This is a genomic window from Nostoc sp. CALU 546 (assembly GCF_048836525.1).
The window spans coordinates 18,946-33,368 of record NZ_JAWJTF010000027.1 but is presented as its reverse complement, the minus strand read 5'-3'; the positions used below and the strand labels follow the sequence as shown (position 1 = coordinate 33,368).

Annotated in this window: 8 protein-coding genes; 6 read left to right on the top strand and 2 right to left on the bottom strand. The window is 40.3% G+C overall.

The genetic code is table 11. From position 1 onward, the window contains the following. The first annotated feature begins 10 nt into the window (after positions 1–10). Both RRG12_RS15680 and RRG12_RS15675 read left to right on the top strand, forming a co-directional pair. Positions 11–1,744 carry a VgrG-related protein gene (locus RRG12_RS15680; protein ID WP_069069081.1) on the top strand — a complete coding sequence of 578 codons (1,734 nt, stop codon included), beginning with the start codon at positions 11–13 and terminating at the stop codon, positions 1,742–1,744. A 143-nt stretch (positions 1,745–1,887) separates the two neighbouring features. Further along, positions 1,888–2,385 (top strand): PAAR domain-containing protein, encoded by a 498-nt coding sequence (locus tag RRG12_RS15675; RefSeq protein WP_069069082.1) that lies wholly within the window; start codon positions 1,888–1,890, stop codon positions 2,383–2,385. 106 nt (positions 2,386–2,491) lie between these two features. Here RRG12_RS15675 and RRG12_RS15670 read toward each other — a convergent pair whose 3' ends face one another. After that, positions 2,492–2,974 carry a GNAT family N-acetyltransferase gene (locus tag RRG12_RS15670; RefSeq protein WP_069069083.1) on the bottom strand — a complete coding sequence of 161 codons (483 nt, stop codon included), beginning with the start codon at positions 2,972–2,974 and terminating at the stop codon, positions 2,492–2,494. 296 nt (positions 2,975–3,270) lie between these two features. Here RRG12_RS15670 and RRG12_RS15665 point away from each other — a divergent pair, with 296 nt between their 5' ends. The 4 genes from RRG12_RS15665 to RRG12_RS15650 all read left to right on the top strand — a co-directional run bounded on the left by RRG12_RS15665 (position 3,271) and on the right by RRG12_RS15650 (position 8,379). Next, on the top strand, positions 3,271–3,684 hold the full coding sequence (locus RRG12_RS15665; RefSeq protein WP_069069084.1) for a GPW/gp25 family protein: 414 nt from the start codon (positions 3,271–3,273) through the stop codon (positions 3,682–3,684). A gap of 101 nt (positions 3,685–3,785) precedes the next feature. Next, complete coding sequence (locus tag RRG12_RS15660; protein ID WP_420759933.1) at positions 3,786–5,984, top strand: putative baseplate assembly protein; 2,199 nt, start codon at positions 3,786–3,788, stop codon at positions 5,982–5,984. Positions 5,985–6,070: 86 nt separating this feature from the next. Next, positions 6,071–7,102, top strand: coding sequence for a phage tail protein (locus tag RRG12_RS15655; RefSeq protein WP_420759932.1), 1,032 nt, complete (start codon positions 6,071–6,073; stop codon positions 7,100–7,102). 77 nt (positions 7,103–7,179) lie between these two features. Then, positions 7,180–8,379 (top strand): DUF4159 domain-containing protein, encoded by a 1,200-nt coding sequence (locus RRG12_RS15650; RefSeq protein WP_420759931.1) that lies wholly within the window; start codon positions 7,180–7,182, stop codon positions 8,377–8,379. Positions 8,380–8,555: 176 nt separating this feature from the next. On the opposite strand, the gene RRG12_RS15645 is transcribed toward RRG12_RS15650, so the two are convergent. Continuing rightward, positions 8,556–13,994 (bottom strand): AAA family ATPase, encoded by a 5,439-nt coding sequence (locus RRG12_RS15645; RefSeq protein WP_420759930.1) that lies wholly within the window; start codon positions 13,992–13,994, stop codon positions 8,556–8,558. Positions 13,995–14,423 lie beyond the last annotated feature (429 nt).

Genomic DNA, 14,423 nt, shown 5'->3' with positions numbered 1-14,423 from the left:
ATTACTACTTATGCCTCCTAAAAAAAGCCTTTATTTAAGTGAGCCTAAAATCCAGATAGACGGACAACCTGCTTCTCCTGAATTAATGAAAGATTTGTTGCAAATCACAGTTGAAGAAAGCCTGCATTTGCCAGCAATGTTTACGTTAGTTATACATAATAGCTATATACCCACATCTGACCGAGCAGAAAACAGGGCTTGGCGACATGAGCAGTTGTTTAAAATTGGCAAAAAAGTAAAGTTGGGTTTTACTTCGAGTACTACTCAAGATAATAATTTTCAAGATGAGGTAGAAAAATTCTTAATTGAAGGCGAAATTACAGCGATGGAAGTTCACTTCAATGAAAAATCTGAAGCTGATATAATTGTTCGCGGTTATGATATTTCCCATCGTCTGCACAGAGGTCGCTATAATCGTTCTTTTTTAAATGAAACTGATAGCGATATAGTCAAAAAAATAGTTGCAGAAGTAGGCATCAGACCTGGCAATATAGAGACAACTGGCGAAGTTCATAAATATGTTTTTCAAGAAAATCAAACTAATATGGAGTTTCTGCGGGAAAGGGCTGCCCGTATTGGTTTTGAACTATTTATTACAGAAGAAAAACTAAATTTTTGCAAGCCAAAAACTCAGGGAGATTTACCACTAGAATGGCTAGTTGATATTAGTAAATTTAGTACTCGTGTCACCAGTTCTGAACAGGTGAGTTCTGTGGAAGTACGCGCCTGGGACTATACCCAGAAAAAATTGATTAGCGGAACAGCCAAGAAAGAGAAGCAAGTAACCGAGACAGGAAATCAGCTAGGAAGTAGTACCAGTAATGCATTTTCCAATCTTAAGTCACCGAAAATGATTGTTGTCGATAAACCAGTTGCTAGCAAAAAACAAGCAGAGACGATGGCTCAGGCTTTGTGTGATGAACTGGGAGGAGAATTTGTTTATGCAGATGCCAAAGCATCAGGGAATCCTGAGATTCGTCCTGGACGAGTTGTTAAGCTTCAGGGTATGGGCGATCGCTATAGTGGTAAGTATTATGTTACAGAAACCCGCCATTTCTTTAATCAGCGCGTTTATGAAACTGATTTCAGCGTCCGGGGACTACGTTCTGGTAACTTATTCACAACTCTATCTCCAGAAAAACGTCTACAGCCATCTGAGACTTTATTAGTGGGGATTGTGACTGATAACAAAGACCCAGAGGCATGGGGTAGGGTGAAGGTTAAGTTTCCCACTCTCACAGAAGACCATACAAGTGACTGGGCGAGAGTTGTAGCTGTGGGAGCAGGCCCAAATAGAGGTTTCGACTGTTTACCAGAGGTGAACGATGAAGTGTTGGTAGGTTTTGAACATGGCGATATCCACCGTCCCTACGTTATTGGCGGGGTATGGAATGGTAAGGATGCACCACCGGAAAAAGTAAGGGATTCAGTTACGAACGGTGTAAGATTACGCACCATTAAAACTCGTGTAGGTCACACTCTACAGTTTATTGAAGAAGATAAAGGAAGTAGCAAAAAAGGTATTCGTGTAGAAACTGAATACGGTCACAAAATATATCTGAATGATAGTCAAAGGTGTATAGAGATTGAAACTAAAGGCGGTCATAGAATCAAAATGGACGATATGGGTAAATCTGTTTCAGTGAAATCAACAGGTAATATGTCATTAGATGCTGCTGGAAATATAGACATTTCAGCCAACGGTACGATTACAGTCAAAGGTGCGTTGATTCGACTTAATTAATTTTTCAGGAGGCAGGAGGCAGGAGGCAGGAGGCAGAAGGTAAGAGAATGCTTGTTTGCCCTTGGGAGAAGACTCGCTGGTACGCTAACGTAATTTGTAATTTTCGGTGAAATAGTTAATGAAAAACACTATGGGAGGTTGTGATGGGTAGACCAGCAGCAAGAATTACTGACAATGTGGCGCATCCTTTACCCCCAGTTTTAACAGGAGGGCCGGGTAGTCCCAATGTGTTGATTGGGTCTTTACCTGCGTGGCGTGGCGTACTTGCTGCCGCAGTACCAGGTTTGCAGTCTGCTAAAACATCTTCTGATATAGCTATCAAAGCGGCTGAGGCTGCTACTTTAGCGGCGGCTGGTACGCCAGGGGCACCTGCTGCTTTAGCTGCTGAACAAACTACAAAGACAACGGCAGCTTCTACTATGGGTAGTGCGATCGCAGCAGCAGCAGCCGGTGCTGATATTCATAATTGCGCGACACCATTGCCTGTCCCTCCTCACGGCCCTGGGGTTGTGATTGACGGTAGTCAGACTGTGCTGATTAACAATCTACCTGCCTCTCGGATGGGCGACACTGTTTTAGAAGCATTGGGGCCACCGAATAAAATTATCAAAGGTAATCCTACTGTTTTGATTGGCGGCTAATTGGAGAAGTAGAGAATATGAGGGAGAGGAGAGTTGGAACTTTATCCGAAATTTTGTCAGGATTAATAATCAATCTGCTTTCAGGACTTTTCTCCTCATCAGTCACCTATCCTAGTTTCTTCTCCCAAAATAATGCCTTGCCCATCTGGGGATTTAGCTCATAACCACTGAATCCGCACGCCTTGTATGCTGACTGGGCAACATGATTTCCTTCCAGTACCTCTAGCGTGAGTTTGCAGCAACCCAAATCAAACGCGATCTCCTCCGCTTTCTGTAGCAGCAGTTTGGACAAGCCTCTACCACGGTAGGGTAAAGCAACGATGACATCGTGAATATTAAGTAATGGCTTACACGCGAAGGTAGAAAATCCTTCTAAGCAGACAACAAGCCCTGCGGGTTCGGCATCGACAAACGCAAGAATTACATGAGCCGCTTTTCTTTTTGCAAGCTCTGCTGAGAGATTTGCTTTAACGTAGTCCGACAAACCTTTACCACCACCCATCGGGTCGAGCGCATACTCATCCATTAATTGCACCATAGCCTCCGCATGAGCAAGTATACTCAGGTCTGCTTCAAAAATTTCAATCATCTATTAATTCTTGATTCTTCAAATATTGGCATAACGTTTCTGGTCAGTGGCTACCGACAACCCTAGTTTGCGATCGTTTATCTGAATTCAAAAAAACCAATTCCGATCCTGAAAAGATACTACCAGGAAAGGGAATAAATGAATTTCCTCAAAACTCTGTTCATCCACTTTAGAACCTCAAATTGCCCTGCCCTTGCCCCTCTGCCTCTTCATCCTCGACCTTTGGCGAATAGGCTTAAACCCTCTGTGCCGATATCTTTAAAAATATCCATGTAACAACTGTCTAAGTGCCAGATATGGTTTATGGTCGCGATCGAGCCTATTTGGGAACAGGTTGGGCTTATCCACTGCATTTAAGCGTGCAAGGTGGGATACAACTTAGCCGTGAAGATCAAAAAGTTAAAGAATCTATTTGGATTATTCTCCGCACGGGTGTAGGTGAGCGGGTTTATCGGCCTACCTTTGGTTCACGCTTGTCGGAACTGGCGTTTGCACCTTTGAATAGCGATACCCTACTGCGAATCCGTCTTTATGTCTTGGAAGCTTTAGAAGTTTGGGAACCACGCATTACTATCGATGAAGTTCTGACTGATCCTGATCCTGTGCGTGGCAGAGTGGACATCATCATCAATTATCGGCTCAAAGACGGCCCCGATATTTATAGTTTTGTTTATCCTTATTATTTGGTTTCAGCTGGGGAGGAATCGTGATACGAATTAAAAATTGAAAATTGAAAATTAAAAATTCAGAAAGCTAAATTTTATCTGGGTTTATAGGCTTGTATCTGTTACATTCTTTTTTTTTAATTGGTATGAACTTTGATTTTTTACCGAAATTACCTTCTTCTAACTTAGACGATCGCGCCTTCGATGATTTGGTGGAAGAATGTATTATGCGTATTCCTCGCTACTGTCCAGAATGGACTGACCACAACCTCAGCGACCCAGGAATTACGCTAATTGAGTTGTTTGCTTGGTTAACTGACCAAATGTTGCTCAGATTCAACCAAGTACCCCGAAAAAATTATGTTGCTTTTTTAGAATTACTGGGTATTCGTCTCCAGCCTCCCGCCCCAGCCCGCACGGAATTAACTTTTTATTTAAGTGCTGCACTACCTGAAGCTTACACGATTCCCGCAGGATTAGAAGCTTCAACTATCCGCACTGAGACTACAGAAGCTATTACTTTTAGTACAGATTCTCCGCTAATTATCGGCAAACCCCGCATCCAACATTTCTTAACTGCCCAAACTACCGAAGATATTCCCCAATCTCTGCGCGAAAGAGTCACAACTTCCTGGACTCGTCAATCTAACGGTTACTGGACAGGTAATGAACAACCGATTTTTGAAGAGGAACCCCAACCTGGTAATTGCTTTTATTTAGCAATTAATTCTGACGATCCTTTAGACGCTAACGTTTTAGAAATTATTTTCCAGGGAGCTGCGGCTACTCCGGCTGGGATTAACCCCAATCAACCACCCCGGAAATGGGAAGCTTGGGACGGAGAAAATTGGCAGCCAGTTTTATTACAAGAGTCAGATGATAAAACTCGCGGGTTCAGTTTTTATGAAATGGCTCAACAGGGTGGAAACCCGTCTCAAGGTGCAGAGGTACGTTTGCATCTACCTCAAATTTGGCCTGTGGCTAATTTTACCTCTTATCGAGGTCGCTGGTTGCGCTGTAGCTTTGTTTCCACAGAAGCCAATGAAACTGGTTACAATCGTCCACCACGAATTATTGGATTAGCGGTGCAGTCAATTGGCGGTACTGTTAGGGCTAGTCACAGTACACTGATTCAAGATGAGCGATTGGGAATTAGTGATGGTACACCCGGTCAAAGTTTCCAGTTACAAACAGCACCAATTTTAGAACGCCGAGAAAATGAATATATTTTAGTTACTCCTGCTGGTGGTTTGCCTCAAAAGTGGACTGAGGTGAGAGATTTTGCTGATTCTGGGCCGCATAACTTCCATTACACCATCGATTCAATCACTGGTACAATCCAGTTTGGCCCGCTGATTCGGGAACCTAGCCAACTTAAACAGCAAACCCAGGTGCGCTCAAGAATTCAGCAACCATCACTAGATGACACATCTGTACAAGTTCTGGAAAATAACCAGTCAGAACACCAATATGGGGCGATTCCTCCCCGTGGTTCAGAAATTAGAATGGTTACTTATCGTACAGGCGGTGGTAGAGAAGGTAATGTTCAAACTGGGGCAATCCAGTTTTTGAAATCTGCGTATCCATACATTGCTAGTGTGGTAAATCGTGTACCTGCAATCAATGGCGCGGATGCGGAATCGCTGGAACAGGCTGTGATCAAGGCTCCCCGCATCCTCCGCACACGCGATCGCGCCGTCACTGCTGAAGATTTTGAAGTTTTAACTCAACAGGCGGGTGCTGGTGCGATCGCTCGTGTCCGGTGTTTGCCAGCAAATTCTCGTAGACAAGCTGGTATAGTTAGTTTACTTGTAGTCCCATTCGCAAATACAGATGCGATCGCCCAAGGCAATGGCATGACACCAGAAGAATTTGCCCTCAGTAATGCCCTGCAAGAGCAAATTTTGAGTTACTTAGATGAAAGACGGTTATTAGGGGTACAAGTAGAGTTACAAGAGCCGAATTACGTAGGTGTTTCTGTACAGACAGAAGTTGCTTTAGAGCCAGCATACAATAATCCTTTTGCCAGCGAAGAAATTCGTCGGAATTTAAGGCGATCGCTGTATAAATATTTAAATCCCTTAACTGGAGGAATCGACGGCAAAGGTTGGCCATTTGGGCGGCCAGTTTATACATCAGATATTGTCGCATTACTGCAACAAACCCCAGGTGTGCGTCATTTAGGCCCCGTGCTGCTATTTCCCATCCGCAAGCAAGGAGAAAATTGGCGACGACAACCATCACCAGAACAATTGATCGATCCAGGCTCAGAAGGTTTGATATGTTCTTGGGCTGATACAAATCTGCGTTCAAATCACGACATTCAAATAATTCGTAATTCGTAATTTGTCATTTGTCATTTGGCAGTAGTTATTCTACTTCCAATTCCCCATTCCCAATTCCCAATTCCCAATTCCCAATTTCAAATCCTATGGTTCAAAGTCGCTCTAGTCCAGCTGTAAGCATTCAATTAACACCGATGCAAATTCCCGAAGCTTTACCTGTGGCAGGTTTAGCATTTGCAAATGCAGAAAACATTGATGTTGCTGGACGTACTTTACTTTTGCATCCTGGACATCCCAGCGAGATGATTGTACAAGTGCAAAACTTAGAACAACGTCCTTTACGGGTAAGATTAAGCGTTGAAGGAAACTTCCCATCCCAGTGGTGTCAGATTGGTACAGAAGGCAGTGAGATACCGCCTCGTGGACAGATGGATGCTGTTCTCTACTTCTCAATTCCCGACACATTTTTTGAAGACCAAGAAGCAATTTCCCCTGGAAAAAAAGACAAACTAACACTCAATTTTCGCAGCCTAATTACTCTACACATAGATCCAGGCACAGACAACGAACAAATCGAGAGAAGTGAGTATTTCGATTTATACATCCGTCCCTACACTGCCTATATGGAATTCTTGCCAATTTTGTATCGGGAAGTGGACTTTATTGGTCGCTTCATGAAAATATTTGAGCAAGCTTTTCAACCAATAGTTAATAGTTACAACGTCATGTGGGCAAACCTCGATCCCTTGACAGCACCGCAAGCACTACTACCTTTTATGGCTCATTGGGTTGCTTGGCAAGTAGATTCAGTTTGGGATCTCCAACAACAACGGCGTTTAATTCGCCGTGCTGTAGAACTTTATCGCTGGCGAGGAACTCGTAAAGGATTGCGTCTCTATTTACATCTTTATACTGGTTTACCGCTAGACGAACATTTACCGAATGAAGCTGATAAACATATTAGTATTACCGAACCTTTTGGCCCAAGTTTCATTATAGGAGATGCACAACTAGGAAATGCCGTTTTAGCAGGTGGACAACCATATCATTTTATAGTGCGTTTGCGTTCCAACATTTCTAGTGGCATCATCAACGAAGAACTTATCCAAAGAATTATAGAGCAAGAAAAACCCGCTTTTTGCACATACGAATTAGCCATCGAAAATCCCTCTAGTTAAATAATTCGTAATTCGTAGTTAAGTAAAATTAAACAGACTTTTAATCCAAAATCTAAAATCTAAAATCTAAAATTACTATGTCCCATCCTTTCCCACCTCCACCAATTAAATCTTTTGAACGCTTGCAAGCCGCAGACGGTTTATTAATTAATGCGGAACGCTGGCGCACAGCCCATGAATATCACCGAAATCGGCAAAATGCTCAATATCAAAGTTTAAATCAACCGGGAATTGTCTGCGGTTTAGGCGTGCGAGATGTGATTGCCCCAAGCCAAGTTGAAGCGAGATATCGAGATGGACGTTGGGTGCAAATTCAACCTGGTATTGCAATTGATTTAGCAGGTAATCTAATTGTTGTACCGACTTCTTATGATTTTCCCATTGATATAGAAGTAGTAAGTTCTGAACCGCTCATGATCTACTTAGTAGTTAGCTATGTAGACCCCGATGAATTGCGACGCGGACAGCAAAGAGATATTGTTCAAGAAACTTATCGAATTGACCAAAGAAACTCTACACCAGCCAGTTCAGAAATAGAAATATGTCGAATACTTCTGCAACCAGGACATACTGAAATTACCCAACCTGCGGATGCTTTCTTTCCTGGATATAACAATATTGATTTGCGTTATCGCCGTCAGGCACAAATGCGTCCCCAAGCACTTGTTTGTATGGCGCAGGCGACTCATAGCGATCCTGAATGTGCGCGTAATTTTTTCAGCCTTTCGTATTTGTTGCAAGCAGTAGAACCTCTATACCCAAGTTTGCGAGGGGCTGATGAACCAGGTCAGGTTTCTTTAGCAGAAAATATCCAAGACTTTGACATACTCTATCTAACAGGTGGACAGGCTATATCTTTAAATAGTCTCGAATTTGAATCCCTCAGAAATTACTTAAATTTAGGTGGTGTTCTTTTAGTTGATGCACCAACAAATGCAAATCCTCTGATTGAGAGTACTCAAGCCTTAGCACAACAGTTAGAAAGTCCTTTAAGACCTTTAGAAGAATTGCAACGCAGTCATCCTTTAAGGACAAAACCTTTCTTATTTGCTGCCTTGCCAATGGTTAATCAACAGCAAATTAAACTGTTTATCGGTGGAGGAATTATTTTAGCAATTGGAGATTTAGCAACTGCTTGGGGACTAGATAGAGATTTGAGTTTACCCAGATTGACCATTCGTACAGCTCAGGAATTAGGGATTAATATTCTTCATTATGCTTGGAAGCGGCGACAGTTAATTGGTTTGCAACAAGAAGATAATTCAGGACAGTGGTGAAAGTGGTATTTTAGAAACACCGGGCGATTGGAAATCGGCGGCTACACAAACTTTTGTCCGCCTGCGCGGACTTTCTGAAACCCGCGTAAGCGGGTTTTGTTTGTATAGCCCCAGACTTCTAGCCTGAGGGCGATCTAGGGGGAAACTTGGGAATCAAGAGTTCTTTCAATAGCAGATCAGGAATTTGCAAAAGTATCAACATTTACCGCTTCATGTCGAACTGGAATTAAGATCACAAATTCTGTACCATGCTCTGTAGAAGAATTACATTCGATTGAACCACCATGTTTTTCCACTATAATTTGTCGAGCGATCGCTAATCCTAATCCAGTTCCTTTACCAACGCCTTTAGTGGTAAACAAGTGGTCAAATATTTTTTGCCTAACTGATTCATTCATGCCTTTTCCATTATCAGCAATCTTCACCTCAACTTGGTTTTCTTTTAAAGAAGTGATAATTTTAATTCGGTTAAGATTAAGTTTTATTTCCTCAAAACTCCGACCTATATTTGATTCATCTAATGCATCAATAGCATTTGCTAAGATGTTCATAAATACTTGATTCAGTTGTCCTGGAAAACATTCGATTTGGGGGAATTTGCCATACTCAGTAACTACTTCAATCGCTGGACGGCTATCATTGGCTTTGAGACGATGTTTTAAAATTAAAATTGTACTATCAATGCCTTCATGGATGTTAAATGGTACTTTGTAATCTCTATCGGCACGAGAGAAAGTACGTAAACTGGTGCTAATATTTTTGAGCCTGTCACAGGCTATCGTCATCGAATCAATTATCTTAGGTAAATCTTCTAAACTATATTCCAAATCGATTTCTTCGGCATGAATAAGAATTTCATCTCCAGGAGTAGGAAACCTTTGTTCATATAGTTTCAAGTGTTTAGTAACATCAATCAATGTTGGTTTAGCTTGTTGGAGACTGGCAGCAATAAAACCAAGAGGATTATTCATTTCATGAGCTACCCCAGCAACTAAGTTACCCAATGCAGACATCTTTTCACTTTGCACAATTTGTAATTGAGCTTGTTGCAAATCTTGTAAAGCTTGCCCCGCTTGCTGATAAAGCCGAGCATTTTCTAAAGCTATTGCTGCTTGGGAAGATAGTAGGTTAATTACCTCTAAACGGTTACTAGTAAATACTCCTTGATTCAGTTGATTTTCTAGGTAGAGAATCCCCATCAAATGACCTTGGTTAATAATGGGGGTACATAAAACACTTTGAGGTTGATGTAGGAGCATATATTCTCCAATTACACCAGGAATACTTGTTTTACAATTGTCTATGATGACGGTTTCTTGGGTATTCTTAACGTAATTGATCAGTTTTCTAGGGATATCTTGACAAGTATCTAATAGTTGTGAATCAAGAATGGTTTTGATATCAGTCTGAGAATTTGACTGTTGATCGATAAAGGTAATTGCCCGCACTTGCCAAATATCTTCTTGAGGAAGAATTAATACAGATGTTTTCGCACCAGAATTTTCTAGGATAATGCGAGTGAGACTGCTGATTAATACGTCTAATTCGATACAACTGGAGATAGTTTGAGCAGCTTTGAGAATGCAGGTTAAATCTAGAGCATCAGAAACATTAGTACTGCTGGTGGCGTAAGTTGATGTACGGGAAATGCTGGTTATGCTTTCTAAGGGATTGAAGTTGAATTCTTGCTGTTGCAAAATGGATTTGAGTAATTTGGGATAGCGTTTTTCCAAGTCATCAGTTTTGGCTTTTGCTCCCCAACGGGCATAGCTGTAATATGCTTGTTGCAGATATCCTTCTGCGGCTTTTTCTTTACCCCATTCTAGGTAAAATTTGGCAGCAAGTTCATTCGCGATCGCAACTTCCTGAACATATTCATTGGCGATCGCTTCTTGGATAGCAATTTCATAATAATCTGCGGCTTGTAAGCGATCGCCAGTTACACGAGCTTGTTCAGCTAAAATTAAATTGTACTTGTGCTGATAATTGACTGGCGCATGATCTGCCCATTCTTGCATTTTTGCTTGGTTTTGGGCTACTTTCTGGAGATAACGCTGTTTCTGCGCTTCATTTACCTCAGAACAAAGGGCTAACAAGCTCAGAGATTGATAGAAATTTCGCAAAGGAACAATTAATAAGCCTGCTGCTCCCTGTTCATACTGCTCAAATTTTTGGGAATATTCCCAAGCAGATTCGTATTCACCAAAAAGATAAGCTAGTAGCGTTTTTGCCAAATATACATAACAAATACCATTGATATTGTTAGTTTCAATCAAAACTGGTAACATCTCGACTTCGTGAAAATGCTTACCAGTTAAACAACAGGGATTTATCGTTTCTCCTTGTAAATTTAGAACTGTCTGCCGCCAAATATTTCCCCAAACGAGAGATACCTCTTGTTTAATCTGCTGCATTAGTTCGCAATATTTATCTGCCTCCGACACAGCATTTTCTAGGTTTTCTCCACTCCAAAAGAGAAATTGACAATAGCAATTGGCGCAATAGCCGACATATTCTAAATTTCCGGTTTCTAATCCACTTTGCAATCCATCCAAAAATAAACTTAATGTGGATTTAATTGAATCTTTCCAGTGTTTAATAAACAGGCTGAATGTTAGATAAACTCTGCTTTTAAGCTCTTTGTTTTGAAATTTATCTAAAAGTTGTACTGCCAGTTTTCCAAAGTTATACCCATCTTCAATTGCACCAATGCTGCACAAAAATAATCCATAGAGACTGTAAGCAACAGCTGCCTGTGGTGAGTTACCATACTGGATGCAAATTCGGATCATTGTAAAAATCTTGAGCGGCAACAACATCGGTTTGGCTATATAAACCGGGGCAAACAAACCTGATAAAATGCAGAGTGCAACTAATTTTTGGGGATCGGTTATTTCTGGCAAATCTGCCAATGCTGCAATTGATTGATGAACCAACATTTGTTGCAACTGGTGATGTTCATCAAAAATCATTTGAGAATTACCTTCTTCAGGTAACGTCAAATCTAGTAATTGGAGTGCTTCTCTACCTGTAGCTATTGCTTCAACGAATTTATTTTGCGCTGTATAAGATTGGATTTGAATCTCATAGGTACGAACTTTTTCTAACGGAGATTTAGCGTTTTTGAGGATAATCTCTACTAATGATTTTGATGACTCAAAGTTTGTATTGAGATATTCTGCTTCAGCCGCAGATTCGTAAACAGCAAGGGCCAAATCGTAGCTACTTTGCCAAGCATTTATCGGTAATAGAAGCATCGCCACCTTTAAATACTCAACTGCTGTCGCATAAGCGGTGGAGTTCTTGGCTTTACAACCAGCTATCAGATTTAACCGGGCTAGATGTTCTCGTTCACCAGGTTCCTCTAGTAAATCCAGTCCGTAATTGAATTGGTTAGCGATCGCAAAAATTCCTGCCTCTTGGTGTTCTGGAAGTGTATTCTGCAACAACAATCGTCCAATTTGCAGGTGTGTTGACTGTTTTTCTGCTTCTGGAATGAGTGAATATGCAGCTTGCTGGACGCGATCGTGTAAAAATTTATATACAACCATCTCAGAATGTTCTTGAGTAGCTGCTTGATTTTCTGAACCAACAAAAAACTTATAAACCTCACTTTGCGGCAAAATCAAACCTTCTTGCAAAGCCTTCCACAAGCAATCTGCGGTTTCTACCTCCGATTGTTTAGAAACAATCGCTAATGTTTTTAAATCAAACTGATTTCCAATACAAGCAGCTAGCTTCAATTGTTGTTGAGTCGATTCTGGTAGTCTTCGTAATTGAAAAACCATAAACTCAACAACATCATCTGCGAGAGTTTGTTGATTTATTTGGGAAATGTCACATTGCCAACATCCCTCTACGAAATTGAATTGAATCAGTTTATCTTGATATAATGATTTGAGAAGCTGAGTTGCGAAAAATGGATTACCTTGAGCTTTACGATAAATCAATTGTGAAAGAGATAATGCCACACTTTCTGCACAATTTAATGTATCAGCTACAAGTTGATTTAATTGTAATTGGTTAAGCGGCTTCAGAATTAACCTATTGACAGTTACACCTGTTTTGTGAATTTTATCCAACATCACCATCAACGGATGTGCTGGAAATACTTCATTGTCTCGATACGCACCAATTAACAATAAATATCCCTGATTAGCTTCATTCATTAATAATTGCATCAATTTCAATGAAGCCGAATCTACCCACTGTAAGTCATCTAAGAATATGACTAAGGGATGTTCTTTAGTTGTAAATACTTGGAGAAATTTTTGAAATAATAAATTAAATCGGTTTTGTGCTGCGTTACCTGATAATTCTGGTGCAGGTGGTTGTCTGCCAATAATTCTTTCTAATTCAGGAATGACTTCAATAATTACCTGTCCGTCTTCACCTAATGCTTGAACAATTTTATTCTTCCATTCTTGTATTTGAATACTGCTTTCTGCTAATAGCTGCTCCATAAAATTACGGAAAGCTTGGACAAATGCGGAAAAAGGAATATTTTTATTAAATTGGTCAAATTTACCTTTGATAAAATAACCGCGTTGACGAACAATAGGTTTATGGATTTCGTTAACAACCGCAGTTTTACCAATCCCTGAAAACCCAACTACCAGTGTTATTTCTGTTGCACCTAGACTGACATTTTCAAATGCTTGTAGTAAGGTTTCTACTTCTAATTCTCGACCATAGAGTTTATCAGGGATAATAAATCTATCGCACATATCCCTTTGTGCAATGGGGAAACTTTCAATTTGTCCTGTTGTCTTCAGTTGAGACAAACTAGTTTCTAAATCATACTTCAATCCGAATATACTCTGATAGCGATCTTCAGCATTTTTTGCCATCAATTTGCTGACGATATCTGAAATTACAGGCGGTATTTGTGAGTTAATTTGATATATTAAGGGGGCTATTTTAGCAATATGGGAATGCACCAACTCCATTGCTTCATTTGATTGAAAAGGTAACTTTCCTGTGAGTAACTCGTAGAAAGTTACACCAAGTGAATAAAAATCAGTCCGGTAGTCAATCCCCCGATTCATTCTCCCTGTTTGTTCTGGAGAAATATAAGCTAGTGTTCCTTCTAACACATTGGGACTGATTAGCGTTTGCGTTTCTCTTGGTAATAGAGAGGCAATACTAAAGTCGATTAATTTAACTTGTTTGGAATCAGGATTAATTAAGATGTTGCTCGGTTTGATGTCTTTATGAATAATGCGCTGACTATAGAGTATCTCTAAGGCGTTACACAGTGCGATCGCTATTTGCAAAAACTCTTGTAAAAACCTGATATCTCGCGTATGTTCACGAGTAAAATAATCTTTGAGAGAAATGCCGCCAAAATCTTCCATCACCAACGCATAGCCATTTTGATACACCTCCAGGCTATAGGTTTGGATGATTAGGGATGAGTTGAGATTTTTGGCAATGGTGTATTGATTGCGAAACTGCACCAGTTCATTGAAGGAGGGATATGGATTTTTCAACAGTTTGATCACTACAGGTAATGAGTCAGTTTCTCGATACCCCCGATAAACTATAGTTCTCGAACCATTATAGATTTCTTCAATGACCTGATATCCAGAAATACTAACATGAGTACTGAACATATTGCTAAATCCTAGTGATTTCTAAACTTATTGTTCCCAAATCAGTAACGATAATTTAATGTTTATTGATAAATATTACTGTGAGTTAACTTTAGATTTAAAACTACCAGGCTGTTGATAAAACTCGGTGACAATCAAATTTATCTAGACACTATTTCTAAAGTCCAGCAGTGGAGACAAAACTTTTAGGCATCAAATGCAGACATAGAATACCCCACACAAAAGTGTCGAGGTTTTCAGTAGGAAACTGCAAAACTTATGTACCATTTAAAAAAATGATTGCTACAGATGTAGGTTGGATTGAAGAACGAAACCCAACGTTAAAAACCCAAATTTTGTTGAATTTCACTACGTTTAACCCAACTTACGCATCTGTCGTATTATTTTCGCAAATTGCTATAATCTCATAGTTTTTCAATCCAAAAATGC